Annotated in this window: 30 protein-coding genes; 19 read left to right on the top strand and 11 right to left on the bottom strand. The window is 55.4% G+C overall.

Annotated features, from left to right (window positions below):
- Positions 1 to 102: 102 nt before the first annotated feature.
- Positions 103 to 867 carry an SDR family NAD(P)-dependent oxidoreductase gene (locus FOV68_RS00775; protein ID WP_010245522.1) on the top strand — a complete coding sequence of 255 codons (765 nt, stop codon included), beginning with the start codon at positions 103 to 105 and terminating at the stop codon, positions 865 to 867.
- A 114-nt stretch (positions 868 to 981) separates the two neighbouring features.
- Here the strand turns inward: FOV68_RS00775 and FOV68_RS00770 are convergent, their stop codons facing one another.
- Positions 982 to 1,257, bottom strand: a complete 276-nt coding sequence (locus FOV68_RS00770; RefSeq protein ID WP_010670051.1) for a hypothetical protein — start codon at positions 1,255 to 1,257, stop codon at positions 982 to 984.
- Between the two features lie 380 nt (positions 1,258 to 1,637).
- On the opposite strand from FOV68_RS00770, the gene FOV68_RS23935 reads away from it, so the two are divergent.
- The 3 genes from FOV68_RS23935 to FOV68_RS00760 are packed head-to-tail and all read left to right on the top strand — an operon-like array spanning position 1,638 to position 3,484.
- Positions 1,638 to 1,796: a hypothetical protein gene (locus FOV68_RS23935; RefSeq protein ID WP_186289703.1), complete on the top strand. Its 159-nt coding sequence runs from the start codon at positions 1,638 to 1,640 to the stop codon at positions 1,794 to 1,796.
- A gap of 3 nt (positions 1,797 to 1,799) precedes the next feature.
- Entirely contained in the window at positions 1,800 to 2,339 is a 540-nt protein-coding gene (locus FOV68_RS00765) for a TetR/AcrR family transcriptional regulator (RefSeq protein ID WP_143990167.1), read from the top strand.
- Entirely contained in the window at positions 2,336 to 3,484 is a 1,149-nt protein-coding gene (locus FOV68_RS00760) for a nitrate/nitrite transporter (protein WP_143990166.1), read from the top strand. The genes FOV68_RS00765 and FOV68_RS00760 overlap by 4 nt, the downstream gene beginning before the upstream one ends.
- Positions 3,485 to 3,635: 151 nt before the next feature.
- Here FOV68_RS00760 and FOV68_RS00755 read toward each other — a convergent pair whose 3' ends face one another.
- On the bottom strand, positions 3,636 to 3,869 hold the full coding sequence (locus FOV68_RS00755) for a hypothetical protein (protein WP_010670048.1): 234 nt from the start codon (positions 3,867 to 3,869) through the stop codon (positions 3,636 to 3,638).
- Between the two features lie 289 nt (positions 3,870 to 4,158).
- Between FOV68_RS00755 and FOV68_RS00750 the strand changes: the two genes are divergently transcribed.
- The 3 genes from FOV68_RS00750 (at position 4,159) to FOV68_RS00740 (ending at position 6,455) form a co-directional block, all read left to right on the top strand.
- Positions 4,159 to 4,680 (top strand): GNAT family N-acetyltransferase, encoded by a 522-nt coding sequence (locus tag FOV68_RS00750; RefSeq protein WP_031591514.1) that lies wholly within the window; start codon positions 4,159 to 4,161, stop codon positions 4,678 to 4,680.
- Positions 4,681 to 4,780: 100 nt separating this feature from the next.
- Entirely contained in the window at positions 4,781 to 5,992 is a 1,212-nt protein-coding gene (locus FOV68_RS00745) for a diguanylate phosphodiesterase (RefSeq protein WP_031591516.1), read from the top strand.
- A 229-nt stretch (positions 5,993 to 6,221) separates the two neighbouring features.
- Entirely contained in the window at positions 6,222 to 6,455 is a 234-nt protein-coding gene (locus FOV68_RS00740; RefSeq protein ID WP_010245542.1) for a DUF4060 family protein, read from the top strand.
- Positions 6,456 to 6,501: 46 nt separating this feature from the next.
- Here FOV68_RS00740 and anmK read toward each other — a convergent pair whose 3' ends face one another.
- Entirely contained in the window at positions 6,502 to 7,623 is a 1,122-nt protein-coding gene (anmK, locus tag FOV68_RS00735; protein ID WP_031591518.1) for an anhydro-N-acetylmuramic acid kinase, read from the bottom strand.
- 282 nt (positions 7,624 to 7,905) lie between these two features.
- Here anmK and slyB point away from each other — a divergent pair, with 282 nt between their 5' ends.
- Complete coding sequence (gene slyB, locus FOV68_RS00730; RefSeq protein ID WP_010245548.1) at positions 7,906 to 8,373, top strand: outer membrane lipoprotein SlyB; 468 nt, start codon at positions 7,906 to 7,908, stop codon at positions 8,371 to 8,373.
- Positions 8,374 to 8,413: 40 nt separating this feature from the next.
- Here slyB and slyA read toward each other — a convergent pair whose 3' ends face one another.
- Positions 8,414 to 8,851 carry a transcriptional regulator SlyA gene (slyA, locus tag FOV68_RS00725; protein WP_010245551.1) on the bottom strand — a complete coding sequence of 146 codons (438 nt, stop codon included), beginning with the start codon at positions 8,849 to 8,851 and terminating at the stop codon, positions 8,414 to 8,416.
- A gap of 150 nt (positions 8,852 to 9,001) precedes the next feature.
- Between slyA and FOV68_RS00720 the strand changes: the two genes are divergently transcribed.
- From FOV68_RS00720 to FOV68_RS00710, 3 genes are read left to right on the top strand one after another with little or no spacing between them, the layout of a single operon-like run.
- Positions 9,002 to 9,238 carry a DUF1656 domain-containing protein gene (locus FOV68_RS00720; protein ID WP_010245554.1) on the top strand — a complete coding sequence of 79 codons (237 nt, stop codon included), beginning with the start codon at positions 9,002 to 9,004 and terminating at the stop codon, positions 9,236 to 9,238.
- A 5-nt stretch (positions 9,239 to 9,243) separates the two neighbouring features.
- Positions 9,244 to 10,101, top strand: a complete 858-nt coding sequence (locus FOV68_RS00715) for an HlyD family secretion protein (RefSeq protein WP_143990165.1) — start codon at positions 9,244 to 9,246, stop codon at positions 10,099 to 10,101.
- A complete protein-coding gene (locus tag FOV68_RS00710) occupies positions 10,098 to 12,098 on the top strand; it encodes an FUSC family protein (protein ID WP_143990164.1) in 2,001 nt (666 codons plus the stop codon). The genes FOV68_RS00715 and FOV68_RS00710 overlap by 4 nt, the downstream gene beginning before the upstream one ends.
- Here the strand turns inward: FOV68_RS00710 and FOV68_RS00705 are convergent, their stop codons facing one another.
- The 4 genes from FOV68_RS00705 to FOV68_RS00690 form a co-directional block, all read right to left on the bottom strand.
- Positions 12,099 to 12,566 carry a hypothetical protein gene (locus tag FOV68_RS00705; RefSeq protein WP_031590459.1) on the bottom strand — a complete coding sequence of 156 codons (468 nt, stop codon included), beginning with the start codon at positions 12,564 to 12,566 and terminating at the stop codon, positions 12,099 to 12,101.
- 130 nt (positions 12,567 to 12,696) lie between these two features.
- Positions 12,697 to 13,215: a superoxide dismutase family protein gene (gene sodC / locus FOV68_RS00700; RefSeq protein ID WP_010245567.1), complete on the bottom strand. Its 519-nt coding sequence runs from the start codon at positions 13,213 to 13,215 to the stop codon at positions 12,697 to 12,699.
- Positions 13,216 to 13,299: 84 nt separating this feature from the next.
- Positions 13,300 to 14,196 carry an aldo/keto reductase family oxidoreductase gene (locus FOV68_RS00695; RefSeq protein ID WP_143990163.1) on the bottom strand — a complete coding sequence of 299 codons (897 nt, stop codon included), beginning with the start codon at positions 14,194 to 14,196 and terminating at the stop codon, positions 13,300 to 13,302.
- A gap of 68 nt (positions 14,197 to 14,264) precedes the next feature.
- Positions 14,265 to 14,504, bottom strand: coding sequence for a DUF1289 domain-containing protein (locus tag FOV68_RS00690; RefSeq protein ID WP_010245573.1), 240 nt, complete (start codon positions 14,502 to 14,504; stop codon positions 14,265 to 14,267).
- Between the two features lie 175 nt (positions 14,505 to 14,679).
- On the opposite strand from FOV68_RS00690, the gene FOV68_RS00685 reads away from it, so the two are divergent.
- The 4 genes from FOV68_RS00685 to rnt all read left to right on the top strand — a co-directional run bounded on the left by FOV68_RS00685 (position 14,680) and on the right by rnt (position 17,737).
- The gene (locus tag FOV68_RS00685) at positions 14,680 to 15,276 is read left to right on the top strand and encodes a TetR/AcrR family transcriptional regulator (protein WP_039391834.1); all 597 of its coding nucleotides are present in this window, start codon (positions 14,680 to 14,682) and stop codon (positions 15,274 to 15,276) included.
- 50 nt (positions 15,277 to 15,326) lie between these two features.
- Positions 15,327 to 16,424: an alkene reductase gene (locus FOV68_RS00680; protein ID WP_010245578.1), complete on the top strand. Its 1,098-nt coding sequence runs from the start codon at positions 15,327 to 15,329 to the stop codon at positions 16,422 to 16,424.
- Between the two features lie 116 nt (positions 16,425 to 16,540).
- Positions 16,541 to 16,948, top strand: coding sequence for a lactoylglutathione lyase (gloA, locus tag FOV68_RS00675; protein ID WP_010245580.1), 408 nt, complete (start codon positions 16,541 to 16,543; stop codon positions 16,946 to 16,948).
- A gap of 120 nt (positions 16,949 to 17,068) precedes the next feature.
- Positions 17,069 to 17,737 (top strand): ribonuclease T, encoded by a 669-nt coding sequence (gene rnt, locus FOV68_RS00670; protein WP_010245582.1) that lies wholly within the window; start codon positions 17,069 to 17,071, stop codon positions 17,735 to 17,737.
- A gap of 43 nt (positions 17,738 to 17,780) precedes the next feature.
- Here rnt and FOV68_RS00665 read toward each other — a convergent pair whose 3' ends face one another.
- Positions 17,781 to 18,116, bottom strand: coding sequence for a Grx4 family monothiol glutaredoxin (locus FOV68_RS00665; RefSeq protein WP_170933470.1), 336 nt, complete (start codon positions 18,114 to 18,116; stop codon positions 17,781 to 17,783).
- A gap of 365 nt (positions 18,117 to 18,481) precedes the next feature.
- Between FOV68_RS00665 and FOV68_RS00660 the strand changes: the two genes are divergently transcribed.
- Positions 18,482 to 19,279: a C40 family peptidase gene (locus FOV68_RS00660; protein WP_010245589.1), complete on the top strand. Its 798-nt coding sequence runs from the start codon at positions 18,482 to 18,484 to the stop codon at positions 19,277 to 19,279.
- A gap of 46 nt (positions 19,280 to 19,325) precedes the next feature.
- Here the strand turns inward: FOV68_RS00660 and FOV68_RS00655 are convergent, their stop codons facing one another.
- Entirely contained in the window at positions 19,326 to 19,415 is a 90-nt protein-coding gene (locus FOV68_RS00655) for a YnhF family membrane protein (RefSeq protein WP_010245592.1), read from the bottom strand.
- 281 nt (positions 19,416 to 19,696) lie between these two features.
- Between FOV68_RS00655 and purR the strand changes: the two genes are divergently transcribed.
- Complete coding sequence (gene purR, locus FOV68_RS00650; RefSeq protein WP_010245595.1) at positions 19,697 to 20,722, top strand: HTH-type transcriptional repressor PurR; 1,026 nt, start codon at positions 19,697 to 19,699, stop codon at positions 20,720 to 20,722.
- Here purR and punR read toward each other — a convergent pair.
- The gene (gene punR / locus FOV68_RS00645) at positions 20,719 to 21,624 is read right to left on the bottom strand and encodes a DNA-binding transcriptional activator PunR (RefSeq protein ID WP_069026167.1); all 906 of its coding nucleotides are present in this window, start codon (positions 21,622 to 21,624) and stop codon (positions 20,719 to 20,721) included. The genes purR and punR overlap by 4 nt on opposite strands.
- Positions 21,625 to 21,731: 107 nt before the next feature.
- Between punR and punC the strand changes: the two genes are divergently transcribed.
- Positions 21,732 to 22,934 carry a purine nucleoside transporter PunC gene (gene punC / locus FOV68_RS00640; protein WP_143990162.1) on the top strand — a complete coding sequence of 401 codons (1,203 nt, stop codon included), beginning with the start codon at positions 21,732 to 21,734 and terminating at the stop codon, positions 22,932 to 22,934.
- A 309-nt stretch (positions 22,935 to 23,243) separates the two neighbouring features.
- On the top strand, positions 23,244 to 24,392 hold the full coding sequence (gene cfa, locus FOV68_RS00635; protein ID WP_115764985.1) for a cyclopropane fatty acyl phospholipid synthase: 1,149 nt from the start codon (positions 23,244 to 23,246) through the stop codon (positions 24,390 to 24,392).
- The last annotated feature ends 96 nt before the right edge of the window (positions 24,393 to 24,488 follow it).

Here is a 24,488-nt window from a genome sequence, read left to right as displayed (position 1 = left end):
CATCTGGCGCAGCGCATTTCGCGCTGCGCTTGTGTTTCTGGCGATCGCTGCCAGGCTTAACCGGTTGTTAACAGTGAGAATTGATGCTGAAAAGGAGGCATAATGTCCAGATTTACGCAGAAAGTTGTGGTTGTGACAGGTGCCGGATCCGGCATTGGCGAAGCCAGCGCAAAACGCTTCGCTGAAGAGGGTGCATCAGTGGTGCTGGTGGGCCGTACCGCGCAGAAACTGGAAGAGACGCTGGCCGACATGACGCCAGGCGATCATCTGGTGGCTGCCTGCGACGTCTCAGAAGCCGCACAGGTTAAACAGCTGTCAGAAACCGTGCTGAAGAAGTATGGCCGTGTTGACGTGCTGGTAAATAATGCCGGCGTCATCGTGCAGGGCCGCATCCATGAAGTCGACCTCGACGCATGGAAAACCCTGATGAAAACTGACCTTGATGGGGTCTTCCACGGCGTACACTATTTCATGCCTGCCCTGTTAAAGAGCAAAGGCAACGTGGTTAACATCTCTTCCGTTTCCGGTTTAGGCGGCGACTGGGGCATGAGCATCTACAACGCGGCTAAAGGGGCGATTACCAACTTCACCCGTGCGCTGGCGATGGACTACGGCGCAGATGGCGTACGGGTCAATGCAATCTGTCCCGGCTTTACCTTTACCGATCTGACCGAAGATGCCAAACAGGATCAGGCGCTGCTGGAGCGCTTTTACGACCGTATTCCACTGCGCCGGGCCGGTGAAGCGGATGATATCGCCCGTGCCATTCTCTTTATTGCCAGCGATGAAGCCAGTTATATTACCGGCGTTAATCTGCCGGTCGATGGCGGAATTACCGCCTCAAATGGCCAGCCTAAACAGGCTTAAATAAAGAACAGGGCAGCGTCTTTACGCTGCCTTTTTTTATTCTAACCGGCCCGCAGCATTAATTCCCTTTATTATCCTTCTGCCACAGCAGAACAATAACTGCCTGCATACAAATTAATGTTTTGGCGTATGGCGGGTTGGCGTTGCCGCGCGTGCCGGTTTAATTGCCGTGCTGCTGCTGGTCGGGCAAATAAAGGTGCTCAGACAGGCATTACAGAGTATGGCATTAGCGTGGTGAACTTTCGCCACGGCCAGCGCCTGCTGGCGAGTATAAAGCGAACCAATAAAAACGCGTTTATCGTTCTTTGACAGATTAACGCAACCTTCTTTGTGTAAAATCCATCCACCCATGGGACGCGGGCACAGATAATAGTAGCTGGCTTTGAGCATGGTAGTCATCCTGATAGTTGCTGTATGTATCTTAAAAAACGAACCAAAATTCGTAAGAGGTTTTTTTTGTAATCTGAAGCTTTATTAAACTAACTGAGAATTATCCCTAAAACCACTTTATTGCGTAAGTCTGGCTGACTTTGAGAATATGCCCTTTTTCATTGCTTATGTCGCTTCAGGCATTCCACGCGCTGTAACGCCCTCACCCTCTCTGTCGCCCCGCTTTCATTTATACTGCTAATGCATCATTAAAAAAGCAAAAAACAAAATAAAATCTAAAAAACAATAGCTTATAAAACAAACCCGCGCGACAGGGGTGACACGCTACTCAGATATGATTAGTGCAGAAGCTGAAAAAGATAACCCCCACAGGGGTAATTATGAGTATTGATAAACTGAAGCTGAATAAGAGTGAAATCGGTGCACAGCGTGCCTTTAAGCGGAACGCCAGCTCCCCTGGCATCAGGGATTTATCAATACCGCCGGGCGTACTTAACAGCGATCGGCTTGAAAAAGTAAAACGATCGGTTTACTTTTAAAGTATGAAAAAGAGAAACGATATCATCCAGGCCGCCGAGCGGCTCTTCTACACCCACGGTTTCCACGCCACCAGCACCGACCAACTCTGTCGCGAAGCGGGCGTCTCTACCCGTACGCTTTATCATCACTTCGCCTCACGCGAAGCGCTGACCGCAGCGGTACTCGACGCCCGCGAGCAGCGCTTTATGGCCGATCTGCTGCCACCGCAACAGCCTGATGCGATAGCGCATCTGTTCAGGGTGCTGGGCGAGTGGACGGCGGCGAACGGAGCCCGGGGCTGCTTTTTTCTTAAAGCCTGGGGAGAGTATGCCGAGCGGGACAGCGAACTGGCCGCTCAGGCGCTGGCCTTCCGGACCACGATGCGGGCTTATATCACCCATTGTGTGACGCATCTGCGCAGTGCTGAAGATAAGTCGCTGAGTGATGCCATCTGGATACTCTTTGAGGGTGCCATTACCACGGCGCTGATTACCGGTCCCGCCGCTGCTCAACAGGCGGCGCAGGTCGTCAGTCAGTTACTTCAGAACAGGGCTAAAGGATGAGAGCGCCCATCGCGCTGGCGCTGACCGGCTTCAGCCTGATCGCCGTGACCTATGGCATGGCGCGCTTCTCATGGGGATTGATGTTGCCCGCTATCTCAGCGGAGATCCCGTTCAACCCGCAGCAGGCGGGTATGCTGTCAGCCTGCAGCTTTGTGGCATATTGCCTCACCATTCTTACCGCAGCCGCGCTGGCGGATCGCTATGGCACCCGGCTGACGGCGCTGCTGGCCTCACTCAGTGCGACGGCGGGTCTGCTGCTGTTCGCCTGTGCCTCATCAACGCTGCTGCTGGCGGCCGGACTCTTTATTGCCGGATTGAGTGCCGGTCTGGCTTCACCTGCTCTGGCGGCGGCGGTCAGCGATCGAATCCCTGCTGCAGGTCAGCCGCGCATCAATACCCTGATCAATGCCGGCACCAGCGCGGGCATTATCCTGACGGTGGTCATCCTGAGCGTTCTGCCCGGCGGCTGGCGTGCCGCCTGTCTGCTGTTCGCTCTGCTGTCGCTGGCCTGTGTGCTGCCGGTGATGCGCGTGTTATCGGGTCACGCCGTCAGTCGCCCCACCAGAGTGCGTCACTGGCACCAGCGGCTGTATCGCCGCTCCATGCATCGGCTGATGAGTATTGCCTTGATTTCGGGTCTGGTCAGTGCAGCCTGGTGGAGCTTTGGGTCAGCGCTGCTGCGACAGCATGTCGGTGTGGATGAAGAGACCGCCCGCTTACTCTGGCTGATTGCCGGAGGAGCAGGCATCGTGGGTGCGGCAACCGGCCCGGTCGCTGCCCGTATCGGGCTGAAGGGTGTATACCGGCTCTCACTGTGCGGGATGGCAGTGCCACTGCTGGTGCTGGCCTGGAGTCGGGGCGAATCCACCGGCTTAGCGATCGCGGTTGCCTGCTGTGGCGCAGGTTACGTCACGCTATCGGGCGTGCTGCTGGTGTGGGGCGCACGCGCCACTGCTGAAGATCCGGCGACCGGCGTCGGCATACTGTTTTTTATGCTGGCGGTGGGCCAGGTAGCGGGATCGCTGTTGTTTGGTCAGCTCTACGCCTCTTTGGGTGCCAGTACGGCATTGACGCTGTTTGCGGTCAGCGCCCTGCTGTTGCTGTTTATTGTGCCCGCGCAGAACAGCAGCGAGTCGGGTAAATAAGCAGGCGTAAACGAATGGGTTGGCAGAAAACAGGGAAGGTAAAAACAGCGTTGATGCTATTTATCAGACAGCGCCAATATTATCGCCCGGTTAATGACAAACTATTACGCGGGTGTTCTGGCTGAAGCGATAAGCTCATCGCGGATGCCATTCAGATCGCGCGGATATTTTTAATGCGTGGATTTATTTTCTGCTGAAGCAAATCTTCTTCGGGACCCAGATAATAAGGCACAGCACACTGCTTACCATCTTTGGTAAAAATAATCTGGTTATCATGCAGGAATAACGCAGTAAAATGGCCCAGTACCACACCATTTAATTCAAAGCAGTGATTTCTTGCTGCACGCAGCCCCTGCTTACTATTCAGAAAATCAACAAATCGCATTACGCTGCGCCTCCAGTTAATAAATCAACCTCATCAGAACCGCGACGATAATAGCCTTAACGCCGGCCCAGATCATCCGGCTGACGCTGTTTTCAGAATAGGCTTAATTACCATTCAGTAGTGGCACTAAACCGACGTGATTTTTTATCTGCTTCCTGCCAGGAATAATCCTGGAGAACGACGCACTCATAAATTTTTATGAGCGCGTAATATTTATATTGCGCCCTCACATCGCCCGCTATACCGTTGTTTTTTCACCAGGTGCAGACTTTCGGGGCAAAACCGCATAATGGAAATTTTTGAGGCAGATGAACGCCACATCACGGCGATTCAGCAGATCTACGCCTGGCATGTCCTTAACGGCACCGGCTCATTTGAGACAGTGCCGCCCGATGCGGCAGAGATTGGCGAGCGGATGCGGAAGATTCAGCAGGCGGGCCTGCCGTGGTTTATCGCCGTCAGCGACGGAGAAGTACGTGGGTTCTGCTATCTGACACCTTATCGTCCGCGCCATGCCTACCGGCATACGCTGGAAGACTCAATTTATATCGATCCCGGATTTCAGAAGCGCGGAGCCGGTTCGCGCCTGTTAAACCATGCAATCCGCTGGGCTGAGCAGGCAGGGTTCCGCCAGCTGATCGCCAACGTCGGCGACAGCGAGAACCAGGGCTCGATTGCCGTACATCGCGCCGCAGGCTTTGAAATGACAGGTATCCTGCGCTCGGTGGGTTTCAAACAGGGTCGCTGGCTGGATACCGTTTTTATGCAGCGCTCTCTGGGAACGGGCGATACCACGCTGCCGGTTGACTAAAACAGAGTCAGAGTGAGAAAGACGTACTGGCCCTCGTTTTCCCCGGAAGAAGCTTCTGGTAAGGTGCCATAACAAAAAATAAAAAATTCCGGAAATCTTTATGTTGTCGACAATCATCTATCGCAGCCACATAACCGAACATGTGCCGCTTGAGATCCTGAATGGTTTGGCGCTGAAAGCGAATAAAATCAATAAATCCTCCAGCATCACCGGAATTTTATTATTCAATGGCACGCATTTTTTCCAGCTGCTGGAAGGCCCCGAGGCGGCGGTCAATGCAGTCTACAGCCGGATTTGCCAGGATCCTCGCCACCATAATCTGGTTGAACTGCTGCGCGATTACGCCCCGGCACGCCGTTTTGGCCACGTCGGTATGGAGCTGTTCGATCTGCGACTGCATGATAAAGAGACGGTACTGGAGGCGGTGCTGGCAAAGTGCACCACAAAGTATCAGATGACCTATGCCGATCGCGCACTGCAGTTCCTGCGCACCTTTGTCGAAGCGCGGGAAAAAGAGAACTATTTTGAGATCCCTGCTGCCAGCGGCTGGACGTTTATCCGTGACGAGTCAGAACAGCGTGAAGGCAACGCATCGCTGGTGGCTGCGGATGAGGTCAGCTTTGCTTTTCAGCCGATCGTTGACCCCTTCGCCTGCGAAATCGTCTCGCTGGAAGCGCTGCTGCGCGGCCCGCAGGGTGAACCGCCACTCGACTATTTTGCCCGACTGTCACGTGAGCAGCTCTATCAGCTCGATCTGAGGTCGAAAAAGATCGCCTTCGCGCAGGCGAAGCAGCTGGGGATTGAGGGCATGACTCTGTCGATCAATCTGCTGCCGATGACGCTGGTGGAAGTGCCCGATGCCGTCCCGTTTTTGCTGAATGAGATTGCTGCGCAGGGACTGGTGCCAGAGCAGATCATGGTTGAATTCACCGAGAATGAAATTATCTCGCAGCCTGAGGCCTTTGAAGCGGCCATCAGGCAGCTGAAGGCGGCTGGCATCAGCCTGGCGCTGGATGATTTCGGTGCCGGTTTTGCCGGCCTGTCGCTGCTGACGCGCATTCAGCCCGACAAGATTAAAATCGACCGTACCATCATCGCTGATGTGCATAAAAGTGGGCCGAAGCAGGCGATCATTCATGCCATTCTGAAATGCTGCTCCTCGCTGGAGATCGGTGTTATCGCCGAGGGTATTGAACAGCCGGAAGAGTGGATGTGGCTTGAAGCGGCAGGCGTGACCCAGTTTCAGGGCTTTCTGTTCTCAACACCTGAACTCAATGGCGTTGCGGCCGTGGCCTGGCCGGAGCTGATCTGACCGCCCCTGCGATTTGGATGAATTTGCGATTTCCTGCCTTGCTGGATCACCCGGCGGCTGCTAAATAATTAACAGCCCCGGGGGATCATCTTTCTGTCATCTTCCCGCGGCAGAGTCAGTCATTACCCAGTCAGTGATTAAATGTTTAGCAGTCAGATGTTCAGTGTTTAGGCCAGCGCTACGCGCCATGCGTGCGACGTGACTCCAGGGACAGCATTTGAGGAACTGAATGAAGCAAATCATCCGCGGTGATAAAGAACCCTCCCATATTCTCGCAGCGACCCGTGCGCTTGAAGCGCACTACTCCCGCTACGGAGAAGGTAATAAGTACCATCCCGTTATCTATTCCATCGCCTACCGCAGCCGGTTTTATCAGGTTGAGGTGATTACCCGACGTGAAACCATGGTTGCCTCGGTGATTACTGGCGTTCGCAACCTGACGCATCTCTCCGGCGCCGCCTGACGGCCGCCTGTAATTCTGCGGGGGCAGATTGCCCCCGACTCCCCGCTTAGCGTCGGTAGAGTGAATTCGCCGGAAAGATTGCGCCAATCACGCTTTTTTCCCGTGCGCCCGTCACCGCAGGCAGATTGCCCGGCAGGCCGGAGAGCGTGCGGAAAGCCAGCCAGGCAAACGCCAGCGCCTCCATATCGTCACCACTGACACCCGCTGCATCGGTAGTTGTTACTTCCGTTCCCGGAAGATGCGCTGCCAGACGTGCCATCAGCAGCGGATTGCGGCTGCCGCCGCCACACACCAGCAGACGGTCGCAGCCATCATTGAGTAACACCTGCTGCGTGATGGTGATGGCGGTCAGCTCGACCAGCGTTGCCTGCACATCCTGCGCAGCCAGACCCGGGAAATAGCGCAGATGCTGCTCCAGCCAGCTGAGGTTGAAATGTTCGCGCCCGGTGCTTTTCGGCGGCGGCAACGCAAACCAGGGCTCACGAAGCAGCGCCTCCAGCAGTGCCGGAATCACTGACCCGCTGCGCGCCCACTGCGCATCTTTGTCATACGGCTGAGCCTGATTACGCCAGATCCAGGCGTCCAGCAGCATATTGCCGGGGCCGGTATCGAAGCCGCGCACCGGCTGACCCGGGATCAGCAGCGAGAGATTGGCGATGCCGCCAATATTCAGCACCATGCGGCGTTCCGTAGCATCCATCAGCAGCGCCTGATGAAAGGCAGGCACCAGCGGCGCGCCCTGCCCGCCCAGCGCCATATCACGGCGGCGGAAATCCCCTACCACGGTGATGCCGGTGGCCGCCACGATCTGATTATGATCGCCAATCTGCAGCGTATTGGGTGCGTCACTCTGCGGCTCATGCCAGACGGTCTGACCATGACAGCCAATCGCCGTGATATCGCTGGCGTCAAGCGATTCGCGCTTCATTAATGTCACTACCGCTTCAGCAAACAGCTGGCCGAGGCGGGTATCGAGCTGGCCGAGCTGCGACAGCGTCAGGGACTGTCCCTGACATATCGCCAGAATCGCCTGACGCAGTTCTGGTGGCATCGGATGGCAGTAGCTCGCCTGCTGCGCCACCATGTTTTCATCAATGGCAGCCAGCACCACATCCACTCCATCCAGGCTGGTGCCTGACATTACCCCAATATAGCGTCCTGATTTCATAGCCATTCCTTACTTCCGGCGGGAAGTGCGATTCATCTGCGGTTAGCCTGACAAATAATGATCGCTAATTCTATGATTAAATTCTTTTTATCCAATCGTGCTGACTGATAACGTAATGGGACTATTTTTAGTCCACGATTGAATTATTGTTGATCCTGCATGGTCTATGCTTCGTCCAGCCGTGTTTTATTCGGACAGGGATTAATTTGCCAGGTTTGTGTCTTATACTGTGAGCAGGATACAGCGGTAAACGTGGCACCTTCTCGACTAAAGGAGTTTCAAATGATTAAGCGTGTAATTGTGGTCGCTCTGGCCGGTGTGATGCTGGCAGGTTGTAGCAATACCAGTACGCTGTCGGGTGATACCTACAGTGCCAGTGAAGCTAAGCAGGTGCAGAGCGTTTCGTACGGTACCTTAGTCTCAGTACGTCCGGTGAAAATCCAGGGCGGCGATGAGAGCAACGTCATCGGTGCTATCGGTGGTGCGGTGCTGGGTGGCTTCCTGGGTAACACCATTGGCGGCGGCAGCGGACGTAGCCTGGCGACAGCCGGTGGTGCGGTTCTGGGTGGCGTAGCAGGCCAGGGCGTACAGGGCGCAGTCAATAAAACCGATGGCGTTGAGCTGGAAATCCGTAAGGATGATGGCAACACCATCATGGTGGTTCAGAAACAGGCCGCCACGCGTTACTCTGTTGGCCAGCGTGTTGTGATGGCATCCAACGGCAGCCAGGTGACGGTTTCACCTCGCTAATGAAGCTAAACAAAAAACCGACGCCTGGGCGTCGGTTTTTTTATTTCTCTTTATGCTGAAGTTCGAGAATGTTTTTCTCAAGCCGGGCGATCAGCGTCACCATCTGACTGATCTCTTCCCGACTGATGCCGGACAAAATGTCATCCCGCGTCTCATCAATCACACTCTCAACCTGTTCGATAATTGGCTCGGCCTGCTGCGTCAGCTTAATGCGCTTGGCACGACGATCGTTGGCGCAGGTCGAACGGGTGATTAATCCTTTCTCTTCCAGCTGATCCAGCGTGCGCACCAGCGAAGGCTGTTCAATACCAATCGCCTTGGCTAACTGAATCTGCGACTGTTCGGGCGGCAGTTGATGAATATTGTGCAACGTCACCCAGTGAGTCTGAGTCAGCTCAAGCGGCTTCAGCCGCTGATCAATCAACGCGCGCCAGATGCGCACCAGGCGAGATAAATCCGTTCCGAGGGGCGTATCCATTTCATCTCCTTATAATTAGCTTGCTAGCTATCAAGCCAGATTTTACACTATTCTGCGAGTTTACAGGACAAATTACAAATCCCGGACCAGGCTACGATAACGTGGCAGCGCTTTCACTCTGCCGTTTGGGTTAACGAAGGATGTTATCACGTGCTCACTCCTGCTTTTTCAGGTGCGAATCCGCTGACCGATCTGGTGGTGGGTGCCTCACTGTTTTTCCCGCCGATATTCAAAGCGGTGATCCTCGGCTTCTTTTTCTGGCTGCTGATCCACCCTCTGGTGCGTGGCTGGATCTACTCCGGCGATGTCTGGCATCCCACCCTGTTTGATCTCTCCCTGTTTGTGCTGTGCGTTACCGCCGCACTCTGGCTCATCGGTCACGGATAATCGATATGAAATTTAACGCGGTAAAATACTTCTCCACGCTGATTGTGTTTGCCCTGGCGCTGCTGGCCGGTGGCTGGCTCTGGAACTACTACATGCAGTCGCCCTGGACCCGTGACGGGAAAGTACGGGCAGAGCTGGTGGATATCACACCTCAGGTGTCAGGCCGGATTACGCAACTGAAGGTCAGAGACAATCAGTTTGTGCATCAGGGCCAGCTGCTGTTAACGCTGGACCCGGTGCCGTGGCAGATCGCGCTCGACAATGCCGCCGCCCAGCTCAGCAAAGCGCAGGCGGATCTCGCGAAAGCGCAGCATGAATTTAACCGTCGCAGCAGTCTGCCGCGCAACATCATCTCCGCAGAGGACCTTGATGCCGCGCGATTAAGCGCCGGCGCGGCGGCCGCCAGCACCAAAGCGGCACAGGCGGAGTGGGAACGGGCGCGCTGGAATCTGCAGCAGACGACGCTGACCGCACCGGCGGATGGCTGGATCACCAATCTGACGCTGCGTCCCGGCAACTATGCCACCGCGGGTTCGCCTCTGTTTGCTCTGGTCGACAGCCACTCTTACTACGTAATGGGCTACTTCGAAGAGACCAAACTGCGCCATATTCACCCAGGCGCAGCGGCCCAGGTGGTGCTCTACAGTAATGGCATGCGGCTGCAGGGTCAGGTGGATAGCATTGGCCGCGCCATCTATGACCAGAGCATTGAGACCGACAGCGGCCTGGTGCCCGATATAAAACCCAACGTGCCCTGGGTTCGGCTGGCGCAGCGGGTGCCGGTGCGCATTCGTCTCGACCCGCTCCCTGCCGATGCAGACCTGGTGGCGGGAACCAGCTGCACCATCACCATCCAGCCATGAATTTTCAGTGGCTGGCCTGGGATCAACTGTCCTGGATTAAGGCTAACGCCGGCCAGTGGCGCTATGCGTTGCGCAACGCTATTGCGATGTGTCTGGCGCTGAGCATCGCCTACGCACTGGATCTTGATGAGCCGTACTGGGCAATGACCTCTGCCGCCGTGATTAGCTTTCCCACCGTCGGCGGCGCGATCAGTAAAAGCCTGGGGCGCATCGTTGGTAGTCTGATGGGGGCAAGCGCTGCGCTGCTGATCGCCGGACATACGCTGAATGAGCCGTGGCTGTTTACCTTTGCCATTGCCGGCTGGCTGGCGCTCTGTACCGGCATAGCGAATCACTACCAGAATAACGTTGCCTACGCCTTTTCGCTGGCGGGCTACACCGCCGCCATCATCGCCTTTAGCAGCGTTAATATCACCGATATCACCTCGCTATGGACCATCGCTCAGGCACGGGTCTGCGAGGTGATCTCCGGCATTCTCTGCGCCGGATTGATGATGATGGTACTGCCGAGTACCTCCGATGGTGAGACGCTGATTACCTCACTGAAACAGATGCATGCCCGGTTGCTGGAACATGCGGTGTTACTGCTGCAGCCCTCAGCCAGCGAGACCATCCGGACCGCGCATGAAAATGTCATCAGCCAGATCCTGACCATGAATCTGCTGCGGATTCAGGCGTTCTGGAGCCACTACCGCTTTCGCCGACAGAACAACGTGCTGAACTATGTGCTGCACCAGCAGCTGCGACTCACAAGCGTGCTCTCCAGCCTGCGACGTATGCTGCTGAACTGGCCCGACGCGCCAGAGGCGCTGTTTGAGGCGCTGCAACAACTGCTGGCGGAGCTGGCGAAACCGGTGTGTGATAAATATCGTCTGGCGCAAATCCTGCGCAGCGTAACCCCGGCAGCGGATGGCGACTACCGGCAGCGCGCTTTTTGTCAGCGGCTGCGTTACTTCTGCTGGATGTACCTCAACGTGCAGCGCTGGATCCGCCTGCTGGATCGCGCCGATGCCGACACCCGCTTTCAGCCACCGCCGGTTCCGGCGCTGGCGCGCGACAGTGACAGTGCCGAGGCGGGCTGGAGCGCCCTGCGTACTTTCTGCGTTATCGTGCTGGGCTGCGCCTTCTGGATCAATACGCAATGGTCTTCCGGTGCCGCAGCGCTCACCTTAACCGCCATAGCCTGTGTGCTCTACGCTTCATCACCCTCACCTGGCGGCAGCGTCACGCTGCTGCTGAAAACCCTGCTGTGGCTGTTTGCGTTTAGTTTTGTGATGAAGTTTGGGCTGATGGTGCAGATTAGTCAGCTGTGGCAGTTTTTGCTGTTTCTGTTCCCGCTGCTGGTGACGCTGCAACTCTTTAAGCTGCAGCAGAAAAAGCGCGCCGGGATGTGGGGACAGTTCATCGTCTTTATGGGTTCGTTTATCGCGGTGACTAACCCGCCCACCTGGGATTATCAGGACTTCTTTAACGATAACATCGCCAAAGTCTGTGGGGTGCTGCTCGCCTGGCTGGCGTTCCAGATTCTGCGACCCAGCTCCGATGCGCGGCGCAGCCGACGGCATATCCGGGCGCTGCGGCTGGCATTTCTCGATCAGCTGCGGCAGCGGCCCCGGCTCAGCGAGAGCCGCTTCGAATCGCAGATTTACCACCGTATCAGCCAGCTCAGTCACAGCCGGGACGAGCAGGCACGCGTCTGGCTACTGCGCTGGGGCGTGGTGCTGCTCAACTGCTCGCATATTGTCTGGCAGCTGCGTGAATGGCGCACCGGTTCAGCCGCACTGATGGGGTTTCGCGATCACTGCCTGCAAGATTTACAGCAGATTATCAGCAGCCGCGGCGTCCGCCACAGCTCGCTGGATCGGATGCTGATGGAACTGGAGGAGACCATCACCGCATTACTGGCGCGGGAAAGCAACGAGGCCAGCGAGCTGGCGGGGATTATCTGGCGGTTACGCTGCTCACTGGCACAGCTGAAGCAGGCGGTGCCGGAGTGATCACTGGCAATATTGCTGCTGTTGCCGGTTAAAATCATCCTGCAGCTGTTGCAGCGTTTTATGGCCTTCGAAGCGGGTTTTATCCATTTCGGTCATCGGTTCAATCACCAGCACTTTCTCATCGGGTGAGAAGATAAACCGGCGTGTCAGTTCGGTACCGGTAAAACTCTGACCATGAATGCCACCGCACACCATAGTCATGGTGCGGCGATAGATGGTGCTATCCGTGAAATTGGTTTCGGTGGCGCTGCGAAAGACCTGATCGCAACCCTGCGCTTCCAGCTTATGCACCATGTTGCGGCTCAGCCATTCACGACCCTTCGCGATCTTTTCACAGGTGATACGCATCGGGTTGGTATCAATGGTGCGCTGCAGTTCGCGTCCGGTTTCGGTGACCAGTTGCGTATCATTGGGTTTATCGCATCCCACCAGCAGCAGACACAGCAGTAATGCGCCCTTGAATTTCATTTTCCTGCTCCTTTCCCCATCACGCTTTCTTACCTGAATCAATATCATAGGGGGGAAATGTCAGGGATGGTACAACAATTCATAAACAGGCAGGAGAAAAGCGGGCGGCCATCGCCTGCCGCCCGGAAACTCAGATGACACCGCAGGCGTAGCGTGCCCCGCCACCGCCCAGCGGTTTAGGATGGTCTGCATGATTGTCACCGCCGACGTGCACCATCAGCGCTTTGCCTTTGATCTCTTTTAACGATTTCAGACGCGGCGCCAGCACCGGATAAGTGGCGCTGCCTTTGTCATCGACATAGACTGCGGGCAGGTCGCCCAGGTGCCCCTCTGCATAAGGCCCCAGATGTTTGCCGCTGTTGGCCGGATCAAGGTGCCCACCCGCCGCACCGGCGGCGACCACTTTGCCCTCAGACTCGCCCGGCTCACAGCTGCCTTTGGCATGGACATGGAAACCATGAATGCCTGGCTGAAGCCCCTGCAGATCCGGCGTGAACTGCAGACCATACTGTGTCTCGTCAATCTTAACGGTGCCCAGCGATTTTCCAATCCCTTCAGCGGTAACCTGATGGATCGTAACCTGCTCGCTGGCAGCCTGTGCTGAGCCGCAGGCGATCAGTGCGAATAAGGCAACTGCTTTCATTTTCATGGTGACTCCATTTGCATACCAGGGTTTGAGATAAGTCTGGTCGCTGTTGCGCTATTTTGCCGGAGATTGACGCAGTTTTACGCTTCAGGGCACATCAAATCCCAGCGCCGCCTTGCGAATACGGAACCACTGCTGACGCGACAGGGATAAATCCAGTGCCCCGGCGGCTTCGCTGACCCGCGCCGTTTTACCTGAGCCGATGATCGGCAGCGGGCGCGATGGCAGCATCAGTATCCAGGCATAGACCACCTGATCCAGGCTGGTGGCACCGGTTTCCTGCCGCACGGCTTCCAGTTCGTTACGCAGCGGCTGGAAATGGGGATCGTTAAACAGGCGGCCGCCACCCAGACAGGACCAGGCCATCGGACGAATGCGCAGCTGCTGACACTGATCCAGCGACCCATCCAGCAGCACACTTTGCTGCACCGGTGAGATCTCCAGCTGATTTGTCACCAGCGAGAACGGCAGGCGGGATTGCAGCAGGGAAAACTGTGATGGTGAGAAGTTGGAAACGCCAAAATGCAGAACCTTGCCGCTGTGATGCAGCGCCATAAAGGCTTCGGCCACCTCGTCAGCCTCCATCAGCGGATCGGGACGATGGATCAGCAACAGGTCGAGACGATCGGTATGGATATGGCGCAGTGAGTTTTCAGCACTCTGCAGGATATGACGTTTGTCGGTAATGTAGTGGCCTATCTGATGCTCAGGCTGGGCGCGGGTGGCGATGCCGCACTTGGTCACAATCTGTAGCTGGTCGCGCAAGCCAGGTGCCAGTTTCAGTGCCTCGCCAAACGCCGCCTCACACCGGTAGTCACCGTAGATGTCCGCATGGTCAACGGTGGTGATGCCGAGCCTCACATGGTGCTCAATAAAGGCGACCCGCTCCTGTGGCGACATCCCCCACTCCATCAGACGCCAGTACCCCATGACCAGCGGTGAAAAATCGGGCCCCTGTGAAGCGATGGCTTGCGGTTCTAACATGACGTTCTCCCTGTTGCGCGTTGGCTGAAATTAGCGTGTCAGAGAGTATAACGGAAAGCGCAAAGTCGTCAGAATAACTCCGGCTGTTGTGGCGCGTGCGGCTCCTCGCCTTTCTGTTGCCGTTGCAGACGCTGACGCCGCTGCTGACAAAGACGAATGACTTCACGCTTTTGCGCATCGCTGAAGCGCAGCCAGTTGAACCGCTCATCGCGGCTGCGTAAACATCCCAGGCAGTAGCCGCGCGCATCAGTCTGGCAGATGCCGCGACAGGGGCTGGGAACCGGGAAAAACTCAAGCTGCTCAGCCACCACGCCTCCGGATTCACAGAATAAACAGTGCAGTAAAAAGCGTAGCCTGGTTGCGCAGGAAGTAAGCCCCACCCGGCCAGAATTAATCCTGTTCTTTGACTCAGGAGTGAACACTCTGTGCCAAATAGAGAGGGTTGCATTGCATTAGACCGACTGGTCTACTAATCTCACTGCCATGAATAAGACGCTACAACGCAACGAAACCCGCGAACACCTGCTCCAGACAGGTGAGCAACTCTGTCTGCAACGCGGCTTTACCGGAATGGGCCTCAGCGAACTGCTGACGCAGGCGGCGGTGCCGAAAGGCTCCTTCTACTACTACTTCCGTTCTAAAGAGGCGTTTGGCGTGGCGTTACTGGAACGCTATTTTGCGCGTTACCTGCAGGATGTGGCGTTGCAGCTTAACCAGACCGATGGCACGCCGCGTGAGCGCCTGCTTAACCACTTTCGTGCTGCCGTTGATCTGTTTGTTCAGCAGGGCCACATCGTAGGCTGTCTGGGCGTCAAAGTCTCCGCGGAGGTGTGCGATCTCTCAGAGCCGATGCGTGATGCACTGCAGCAGGGTGCCGGAAAGATCACGGCACTCTACGCCCGGACCCTGATTGCCGCAGAGCAGCAGGAGTCGCTGAGCCTGCCGCAGCCCCCCGCGCAGATGGCGGAATTGCTGTCGCTGCTGTGGCTAGGTGCCAGCCTGCAGAGCAAAATTTCCCGCGAGGCGCAGCCACTGCGTCTGGCATTGAGTACCATCGAACAGTGGCTTGAACGCCACTGATTTTTAAAAAACATGTTTGTAGACGACTGGTCTACTAATCAGGAGCTATTATGGCGAGTACCCAGCTGTTTCGTCCGCTAAAAGTCGGTGCAATTACTGTCCCAAACCGCGTATTTATGGCACCGCTGACCCGTCTGCGCAGCATTGAGCCAGGCGACATCCCTACCCCGATGATGGCTGAATATTATCGCCAGCGCGCCAGCGCCGGTTTGATCATCACCGAAGCGACCCAGATCTCTTTCCAGGCGAAAGGCTATGCCGGTGCGCCAGGCTTACATACTCAGCCACAGATTGCAGCGTGGAAAGCGATTAACGAAGGCGTGCATCAGGCTGGCGGTCACACCGCAGTACAGTTATGGCACACCGGTCGTATCTCACATAACAGCGTGCAGCCGGAAGGCAAAGCACCGGTTGCTCCATCGGCGATTGCCGCTGGCACCCGTACCTCACTGCGTGCTGAAGATGGCAGCGTCTATCGCGAAGATACCTCAACGCCGCGTGAGCTGACAGTGCCAGAGATTAAGCAGATCGTGGCAGATTTTGGCCAGGCCGCAGCCAACGCGCGTGAAGCGGACTTTGACCTGCTTGAGCTGCACTCGGCGCACGGTTACCTGATGCACCAGTTCCTTGCACCTGGCTCAAACCAGCGTACTGATGAATATGGCGGCAGCATCGAAAAACGCGGTCGCTTTGCGCTGGAAGTGGTTGATGCGGTGATCGCTAACTGGTCAGCCGATCGTATTGGTATTCGCGTCTCACCTATCGGCAGTTTCCAGAATCTGGACAACGGCCCGGATGAAGAAGAGGCGGCGCTGTGGTATATCGGCGAGCTGGCAAAACGCAACATCGCCTATCTGCACCTCTCTGAGCCAGACTGGGCCGGCGGTCAGCCTTACACCGATGCTTTCCGTCAGAAAGTGCGTGATCTCTTCCCGGGTGCCATCATTGGTGCCGGTGCCTATACCGTTGAGAAAGCGGATGACCTGATTGGTCGCGGTCTGATCGATGCGGTTGCGTTTGGTCGCGATTACATTGCTAACCCGGATCTGGTTGAGCGTCTGCAGCAGGACGCCCCACTCAATCCACAGCGTCCGGAAAGCTTCTACGGCGGCGGCGCTGAAGGTTATATCGACTACCCGACGCTGTAACCGGTTCGGGCTGCCGTCCGGGATGATGACGGCAGCCATTATTCAATAGCGATTTTCATCGCTATACTTAGCGCCTGAGTCATCGGGCGATGGCGTTTTATTTAAAAGAGGATGTTATGCGTTTACTTCATACCATGCTGCGCGTTGGCGATCTGCAACGTTCAATCGATTTCTACACCCGTGTGCTGGGCATGCGCGTGCTGCGTCAGAGCGAAAACACCGAATACAAATATACCCTGGCATTTGTGGGCTACACCGACGAGAGCGAAGGTGCGGTGATCGAACTGACCTATAACTGGGGCGTCGATAAGTATGACCTCGGTGATGCCTATGGTCATATTGCGCTGGGCGTTGATGACGCAGCAGCGGCCTGCGAACGTATCCGCAAAGATGGCGGCAACGTTACGCGTGAAGCTGGCCCGGTTAAAGGCGGCTCCACCATTATTGCCTTTGTTGAAGATCCCGATGGTTACAAAATCGAGCTGATCGAAAACAAAGATGCCGGTAACGGCCTCGGCAACTAAACCTGCCTGTAAGCCCGCCCGGTCGGGTGGGCTGAATCCCCTTCTCTGCGCTTCATCTGCTGCACCCGGCCCCGTTTTTTGCCATAATACGCGCTGCCCTTTTTCTGCAACGAGATCCTGATGTCTGAATCGAATTCCCCTAATGCACTCAATCAACGTTTCCGTGGCTTCTATCCGGTGGTGATCGACGTTGAAACCGCGGGTTTCAATGCGCAAACCGATGCGTTACTGGAGATTGCCGCTATCACGCTGAAGATGGATGAAGAGGGATGGATTCAGATTGACCAGACGCTGCATTTCAACGTCGAACCTTTTGTCGGATCGCTGCTGCATCCGGAAGCTCTGGCCTTTACCGGCATCGATCCCAGCAATCCGCTGCGCGGCGCGGTCAGTGAATATGAGGCGCTGCACGCCATTTTCAAAATGGTGCGTAAGGGCATTAAAGACAGCGGCTGCAATCGCGCCATTATGGTGGCGCACAATGCCACTTTCGACCTGAACTTTATGTCAGCGGCGGCGGAACGAGCCAGCCTGAAGCGCAATCCGTTTCACCCGTTTGCCACCTTTGACACCGCGGCCCTGAGCGGGCTGGTTTTGGGTCAGACGGTGCTGGCGAAGGCCTGTATTGCGGCAGGAATGGAGTTTGACAGCACGCAGGCGCATTCTGCGCTCTATGACACTCAGCAGACGGCAACGCTGTTCTGCGAGCTGGTGAACCGCTGGAAACGGTTAGGCGGCTGGCCACTGCCCTTCGCGGAAGGCGATGCAGAAGCCACGACATCCGCATAAGGGATGCCGCAATGAAAAAGGCCGACATGATGTCGGCCTTTTTTTATTCTGCTTCTTTAAATTTTTCTGCGGTCTCTTTGATCAGCGTCTGCAGTTCACCACGTTGTAACATCTCAACGATGATGTCGCATCCACCGACCAGCTCGCCATCGACCCAGAGCTGCGGGAAAGTTGGCCAGTTAGCGAATTTCGGCATCTCGGCACGAATGTCCGGGTTCTGCAGAATATCCACGTAAGCAAAACGCTCACCGCAGGCTGACAGCGCCTGCACCGCCTGTGCAGAGAAACCGCAGCTTGGCAGTTTCGGGGAACCTTTCATGTACAGCAGGATCGGGTTTTCTGCGATCTGGCGCTGAATTTTTTCTACAGTACTCATAATTGCCTTCCTTAATTCGTCACATCGTGTTTGTTTATTGTAGCGACTTCGCAGCGTGACTGAAAACGAGATTTTGATCGCTGCCCGATTAAATCGCCATCATTGTTAAGTCATGCTCCGGAACACCTGAATACCTGATTATTAACAGCAGGTAACAGATTAATAATTCGTAATAATTTCGTTGATATAAGACGCTGAAAATGTTCATTTTCAGCACGATTATGTGAGTTGCAAAGATTAATATTAAAAGGCATTACAGTTTTTAAAAGAACTGGACTAGAATGGCCTGGGCGCTGATCCTGGATCAGATTAATCTCAACTTTGTCGCGGTGCGTAGTGGCCCTGACAACTTAACTAATCAACGGACTATGCGTTTAATCATTACGTTTTTCATGCTGGCCTTTGCGCAACTGTTTTTCAACATCGCCGCTGCGTCGCCTCACGCGCCGGTGAACGTCAGTACGCATAAAGCAGAGAAAAAGAGTGCACGCGACGATGAGCGTCGCAAGCGTCGCCCGGTGAAAACGGTGACGAAAAAGACTCGCCTCAGCCCGGTTCAAAAATTAAAAACAAAAAAACTGAAAAAAGTCGAACTCACCGCGAAACAGACGCCTGCTAAGAAGACCTCGCTAAAAACCGCCCGTCTCAGTAAGAACAAAGAGAAAAAACGTTATGGTCATCAGCGCCTGCTGAAAACCGCTGAGGTCACCACCAGCGAGACCGGCACGATTAAGATGAGCAAATCTCACCGTCAGCGCTATCAGAAGGCCCGCGAAACCGCGATGACCAAGCTGATGGGTCAGTTGGGTAAACCCTATCAGTGGGGCGGTACCTCTCCCCATACCGGTTTCGATTGCAGCGGCCTGGTCTGGTACGCCTATAAAGATCTGGTGAAGTTTAAAATCCCACGTACCGCTAACGAGATGTACCACCTGCGTGACGCCGCGCCGATCAAGCGTGAGTCGCTGGAGAAAGGCGATCTGGTCTTCTTCCGTATCAATGGACGCGGTACTGCGGACCATGTCGGCGTTTACCTGGGTGATGGCAAGTTTATCCAGTCGCCACGCACCGGCAAAGATATTCAGATCAGCGCGTTAGGAGAAGATTACTGGCAGCGCCACTATATTGGTGCCCGTCGGGTGATGACGCCGAAAACCATACGCTGAGCAGCGGAACAACCAGAAGAGAGCCGGGATTATCCCGGCTTTTTTATTAGTGCAGAATAGCGGTAAAACTAAAGGCCACAATCATCAGCAGACAGCCCGCGGTGGTCATTAAAGCCAGTTTAAGATCGGTACTCATTGCTTCCTCCTTAGTCACACAATTAGCAGGGGTATTGCATTTTCCCACAGGGCCCGGTAAAAATCTCGTTTTATCCGTTCAGCCTTGTTAGAATCCCGCCTTTGTTGCGCAACGCGCGCAACCCTGATTCCGTTTGCGCACGTTTTCAGGCGTTTTTATTACGCCAGCGGCCTGTTTACTGGCCAGGAAAGCTGCCTTTTTGCGGAAAAAACCCTGAGCAGACGCAAACGTTTAACACTACGCTTATCATAGAGTTAGATAAGCACTGGAGTCCGATTTTCATGGCAACAATTAAAGATGTGGCGAAACGCGCTGGCGTCTCAACGACCACCGTTTCGCACGTCATCAATAAAACCCGCTTTGTGGCTGAAGAGACGCGCAACGCGGTCTGGCAGGCGATTAAAGAACTGCACTACTCGCCGAGCGCCGTGGCGCGCAGCCTGAAAGTGAACCACACCAAGACACTGGGCCTGCTTGCCACCTCCAGCGAAGCGCCCTATTTCGCTGAAATTATCGAAGCGGTTGAAAATCACTGTTTTGACAAAGGCTATACGCTGATTCTGGGTAATGCGCATAACGATCTGCAAAAACAGCGCGCCTATCTCAGCATGATGGCGCAGAAACGCGTCGATGGGCTGCTGGTGATGTGCTCTGAATATCCGGACGATCTGCTGCAGATGCTGGAAGAGAATCGCAATATCCCGATGGTGGTAATGGACTGGGGCGAGTCGCGCGCCGACTTCACCGACACGGTACTGGATAATGCTTTCCAGGGCGGCTATCTGGCGGGACGCTATCTGATTGAACGCGGACACCGGGATATTGGTGCTATCCCCGGTCAGATGGAGCGTAACACCGGTGGCGGACGTCATGCTGGTTTCCTGAAGGCGATGGAAGAAGCGGGTATTCAGCCACGCGCCGAGTGGATTGTGCAGGGTGACTTTGAGCCGGAGTCAGGCTATCAGGCGATGCAGCAGATCCTGTCGCAGAAGCAGCGTCCGACGGCGGTGTTCTGTGGCGGTGACATCATGGCGATGGGCGCGATTTGCGCCGCCGATGAGATGGGTTTGCGCGTCCCCCAGGATATTTCGGTGATCGGCTATGACAATGTGCGCAACGCCCGTTATTTTGCACCGGCCCTGACCACGGTGCATCAGCCTAAAGCCCAGCTGGGTGAGAAAGCGCTGGAAATGCTGCTGGACCGCATTACCAGTAAGCGCGAAGTGTCACAAACGATTGAGGTCCATCCGACGCTGATTGAGCGCCGTTCCGTGGCCGATGGCCCATTCCGCGACTATCGTCGTTAATGCTCGCTTAACCACTCCTGATTAAGCGTTTGCGCATCACCCAGATAGCTGAGCAACCAGGCTGTCGCCGGTGATGCGCGATCCTCTGCCCAGCTGACGCAGCATGGGCTGTCCGGAAACGCCACCGGCAGCGTCAGTTCAACCAGCTCGCCACTGTCGAGCAGTGGCCTGGCCAGATGGCCCGGCACCATCGCCACACACAATCCCGCCTGCACGCACTCCAGCCCGGTTTGCCACTCCGGCACCACCAGCCTGCGCTGGTTATCCAGCGTCCATGTCATACGACGCGGCAGCGCGCGTGAAGTATCTTCCAGCACCAGGGACGGCCAGCTACGCAGCGTGTCATCATCTATCTGGCTCGCCTGTGTCAGAGGATGGTCGGGCGCAACCACGCAGCGCCAGTTAAGCGTGCCCATATCCCGGAAAGCAAAACGTCCGCCCACCGGTATTGCCTGCGTGGCACCAATCGCTACCTCCACCCGGCCATCGGCCAGCGCATCCCAGACGCCGTTAAAGACTTCATAGCTGATGATCAGCTCCATATCGGGAAAGTGGCGATAGAAATCTTTGACCAGTTGTCGGGTGCGCTGAGGTTTAGCGATACGGTCAACGGCAATGCTTAGCTGGCCGCGCCAGCCGTTAGCCAGCTGCTGGCACTGTCGCCGGGTGGCAAGCATTTTTTTGATGACGCTGCGTCCTTCCCGGACAAAATGCTCACCCGCCGGGGTCAGAACCACTTCGCGATGCTGCCGTTCAAACAGCGGTACCGCCAGCCAGTTTTCCAGCTGACGCACCGTATAGCTGATAGCAGAGGGCACACGATGTAACTCCTGCGCGGCGGCGCTGAAGCTCCCTCCCCGGGCGACAGCGTCAACCACCTCTAAAGCATATTCTGACCACATAATCTGCCTTCAAAAATTTTAACAGCAATCGGCAAATATTACCGTTTCACAGCAGCAAACGCACCTTTTACACTCTGCCGCGTTTATCCTGCAAAAAAGAGAATCAGATGCTGTCGAATAAAGGGTTTATGCCCTACCTTGCCCTGCTGAGCATGCTGGGCTTTTTAGCCACTGATATGTACCTGCCCGCCTTTGGTGCGATGCAGCAAACCTTTAACACTTCACCCGGTCTGATCAGCGCCAGTATGAGTCTCTTCCTGGGCGGCTTCGCCGTGGGTCAGCTCTTCTGGGGACCGCTTTCCGATCGCATCGGCCGTAAACCGGTACTGCTGGCCGGACTGGCCATGTTTGGCGCTGGCTGCGCAGGCATGCTGTGGGTGAATGATATCTATCTGATGCTGGCGCTGCGTTTTGTCCAGGCGATTGGTGTCTGTGCCGCTGCCGTAAGCTGGCAGGCGCTGGTGGTGGATCGCTATCCTGCAGCGCGCGCTAACAAAGTCTTTGCCACCATTATGCCGCTGGTTGCGCTCTCTCCGGCGCTGGCTCCGCTGCTGGGTGCCTGGCTGATCGGCCACTTCCACTGGAGTTCGATTTTCCTGGTGCTGACTCTGATTGCGGTGGCGTTGATTCTGACCACGCTGCGTCTGCCCACCGTGCGCAAGGCAGCGGGAGAAAAAGGTGCGCAGCCGGGCTTTTTCACGCTGCTTAAATCCCGGGTCTACAGCGGCAACGTGCTGATCTACTCCGCCTGCTCCGCCAGCTTCTTTGCCTGGCTGACCGGATCGCCCTTTATTCTGGCGGATCTGGGTCTGTCGCCCGCCGATATCGGTCTGAGTTATGTGCCCCAGACGCTCGCCTTTTTAATTGGCGGCTTCGGCTGTCGCACCCTGCTCAACCGCTTTAACGGCGCACAGTTGCTGCCCTGGCTGCTTGGCGTCTACAGCCTGAGCATCCTGGCGCTGTTTGCTGTTGCGCTTGCTGGCAGCAGCACGCTGGTGAGTCTGATGGTTCCGTTCTGCGGTATGGCGCTGGCTAACGGCGCGATCTATCCGATTGTGGTGTCCAGTGCGCTGATGCCCTTCCCGACCGCTACCGGTAAAGCCGCCGCGTTGCAGAATACACTGCAGTTAGGACTCTGTTTCGCTGCCAGCCTGGCGGTATCGGCCGGTTTAACGCAGCCGCTATTTACCACCACACTGATGATGACGGTGACAATTGTGCTGGCGCTGATGGGTTACGCCATGCAGCGTGCCGCAAGCGCACAAACTGTTGTTGCCTCTGCGCAACCTGCCTGCCAGGATAATCAGTGACACACTGACTTTTTAGTTAGCGCCCTAACAATAAGTTATTGAATATTGACCCGCGTGAGCATATACTCATCCGGGTCAACAAATCTGTAATAAATCAACAATATAATAACGTAATAATCTGATTGGCACCCTGCTGCCGGGACGGTATTCGCGCGCGTTATTCTCACCTTACCCGACCTGCTGCAGGCTGTTCCAGTCCTCTGTATCACACAAATAACCGGTTGCGGAGCCATCCGCATCGTTTCTCAATGCCTGAATAAATTGGCTACTCTTTGTTCAGGTTCAGATTGGACAGGTGGTGGAAAATCTATGAGTTCATCTTATGCAGAAGAAGTGAGCCTCGAAGAAAACCATTGGTATCGCATCGTTCATGAACTGCTGGAAAAAGCGGATATCGAAATTAATGGTTCACGTCCCTGGGATATTCATATTAATCATCCTGGTTTTTTTAAACGTGTTCTGCAGGAGGGCTCTCTTGGGCTCGGTGAGAGCTATATGGATGGATGGTGGGAGTGTGACCGGCTGGATATTTTCTTCCACCAGGTACTTAAGCATAAACTCGATCAGCAACTGCCTCATCACTTTAAAGATACGCTGCGCATTGCCGCCGCACGCTTAACCAATCTGCAGTCAAAAAAACGGGCGTGGATTGTCGGTAAAGAGCATTACGACCTGGGCAACGACCTCTTTTCACTGATGCTCGATCCGTACATGCAATACTCCTGTGGCTACTGGAAAGAGGCGACGACACTGGCGACGGCGCAGGAAGCCAAGCTGGATATGATCTGCCGTAAATTAGCGCTGGAACCTGGAATGTCACTGCTGGATATCGGCTGTGGCTGGGGCGGACTCGCGGAATTTGCCGCACGTCATTATGACGTTAAAGTGCATGGCGTGACGATTTCCGCCGAACAACAGAAACTGGCGCAGCAGCGCTGTAGCGGATTAGACGTCACGATTCTGTTGCAGGATTATCGCGATCTGAATGAGCAGTTTGATCGTATTGTGTCGGTGGGTATGTTTGAACATGTCGGACCAAAAAATTACGCGACCTATTTTGACGTGGTCGATCGTAATTTAAAGCCTGACGGTATTTTCCTGCTTCACACTATCGGCGCGATTAAAACCGATATGAGTGTTGATCCCTGGATCGATAAATATATCTTCCCCAACGGCTGCCTGCCTTCGGTGCGCCATGTGGCCGATGCCAGCGAGCCCCATTTTATTCTGGAAGACTGGCACAATTTCGGCGCAGATTACGACAAAACACTGATGGCCTGGCATGAACGCTTTTTGCAGGCCTGGCCAGAGCTGGCCGATAAATATGGCGAACGCTTTAAACGGATGTTCTCCTATTATCTGAATGCCTGTGCGGGTGCCTTCCGGGCGCGTGATATTCAGCTGTGGCAGATCGTGTTCAGTCGCGGTATTGAGGGGGGATTACGGGTGGCGCGGTAGGGGTTAAAAAGTGGGCAATTAAGAAAGCGCTACCCCGGCCAAAGACTTTATAAGACTGGCCTGTTTTGCTTTAAGAGAGAGCATTGCTCAAGGAAC

It is taken from the genome of Pantoea sp. paga (assembly GCF_007558755.1).
In the GTDB taxonomy this organism is placed as follows: domain Bacteria; phylum Pseudomonadota; class Gammaproteobacteria; order Enterobacterales; family Enterobacteriaceae; genus Pantoea; species Pantoea agglomerans.
This window is presented reverse-complemented; position numbering and strand designations above follow the sequence as displayed.

Excerpts from the sequence above, each read along its gene's own strand:
- FOV68_RS00765 (WP_143990167.1), top strand. The coding sequence starts at position 1,800 with ATGAAAAAGAGAAACGATATCATCCAGGCCGCCGAGCGGCTCTTCTAC.
- cfa (WP_115764985.1), top strand. The coding sequence starts at position 23,244 with ATGAGTTCATCTTATGCAGAAGAAGTGAGCCTCGAAGAAAACCATTGG.
- slyA (WP_010245551.1), bottom strand. The coding sequence starts at position 8,851 with ATGGATACGCCCCTCGGAACGGATTTATCTCGCCTGGTGCGCATCTGG.
- punR (WP_069026167.1), bottom strand. The coding sequence starts at position 21,624 with ATGTGGTCAGAATATGCTTTAGAGGTGGTTGACGCTGTCGCCCGGGGA.
- purR (WP_010245595.1), top strand. The coding sequence starts at position 19,697 with ATGGCAACAATTAAAGATGTGGCGAAACGCGCTGGCGTCTCAACGACC.
- FOV68_RS00705 (WP_031590459.1), bottom strand. The coding sequence starts at position 12,566 with ATGAAATTCAAGGGCGCATTACTGCTGTGTCTGCTGCTGGTGGGATGC.
- FOV68_RS23935 (WP_186289703.1), top strand. The coding sequence starts at position 1,638 with ATGAGTATTGATAAACTGAAGCTGAATAAGAGTGAAATCGGTGCACAG.
- FOV68_RS00750 (WP_031591514.1), top strand. The coding sequence starts at position 4,159 with ATGGAAATTTTTGAGGCAGATGAACGCCACATCACGGCGATTCAGCAG.
- FOV68_RS00660 (WP_010245589.1), top strand. The coding sequence starts at position 18,482 with ATGCGTTTAATCATTACGTTTTTCATGCTGGCCTTTGCGCAACTGTTT.
- FOV68_RS00755 (WP_010670048.1), bottom strand. The coding sequence starts at position 3,869 with ATGCGATTTGTTGATTTTCTGAATAGTAAGCAGGGGCTGCGTGCAGCA.
- FOV68_RS00680 (WP_010245578.1), top strand. The coding sequence starts at position 15,327 with ATGGCGAGTACCCAGCTGTTTCGTCCGCTAAAAGTCGGTGCAATTACT.
- FOV68_RS00740 (WP_010245542.1), top strand. The coding sequence starts at position 6,222 with ATGAAGCAAATCATCCGCGGTGATAAAGAACCCTCCCATATTCTCGCA.
- FOV68_RS00715 (WP_143990165.1), top strand. The coding sequence starts at position 9,244 with ATGAAATTTAACGCGGTAAAATACTTCTCCACGCTGATTGTGTTTGCC.
- FOV68_RS00760 (WP_143990166.1), top strand. The coding sequence starts at position 2,336 with ATGAGAGCGCCCATCGCGCTGGCGCTGACCGGCTTCAGCCTGATCGCC.
- FOV68_RS00655 (WP_010245592.1), bottom strand. The coding sequence starts at position 19,415 with ATGAGTACCGATCTTAAACTGGCTTTAATGACCACCGCGGGCTGTCTG.
- FOV68_RS00745 (WP_031591516.1), top strand. The coding sequence starts at position 4,781 with ATGTTGTCGACAATCATCTATCGCAGCCACATAACCGAACATGTGCCG.
- punC (WP_143990162.1), top strand. The coding sequence starts at position 21,732 with ATGCTGTCGAATAAAGGGTTTATGCCCTACCTTGCCCTGCTGAGCATG.
- anmK (WP_031591518.1), bottom strand. The coding sequence starts at position 7,623 with ATGAAATCAGGACGCTATATTGGGGTAATGTCAGGCACCAGCCTGGAT.
- slyB (WP_010245548.1), top strand. The coding sequence starts at position 7,906 with ATGATTAAGCGTGTAATTGTGGTCGCTCTGGCCGGTGTGATGCTGGCA.
- FOV68_RS00775 (WP_010245522.1), top strand. The coding sequence starts at position 103 with ATGTCCAGATTTACGCAGAAAGTTGTGGTTGTGACAGGTGCCGGATCC.
- FOV68_RS00685 (WP_039391834.1), top strand. The coding sequence starts at position 14,680 with ATGAATAAGACGCTACAACGCAACGAAACCCGCGAACACCTGCTCCAG.
- FOV68_RS00770 (WP_010670051.1), bottom strand. The coding sequence starts at position 1,257 with ATGCTCAAAGCCAGCTACTATTATCTGTGCCCGCGTCCCATGGGTGGA.
- rnt (WP_010245582.1), top strand. The coding sequence starts at position 17,069 with ATGTCTGAATCGAATTCCCCTAATGCACTCAATCAACGTTTCCGTGGC.
- FOV68_RS00695 (WP_143990163.1), bottom strand. The coding sequence starts at position 14,196 with ATGTTAGAACCGCAAGCCATCGCTTCACAGGGGCCCGATTTTTCACCG.
- FOV68_RS00710 (WP_143990164.1), top strand. The coding sequence starts at position 10,098 with ATGAATTTTCAGTGGCTGGCCTGGGATCAACTGTCCTGGATTAAGGCT.
- sodC (WP_010245567.1), bottom strand. The coding sequence starts at position 13,215 with ATGAAAATGAAAGCAGTTGCCTTATTCGCACTGATCGCCTGCGGCTCA.
- gloA (WP_010245580.1), top strand. The coding sequence starts at position 16,541 with ATGCGTTTACTTCATACCATGCTGCGCGTTGGCGATCTGCAACGTTCA.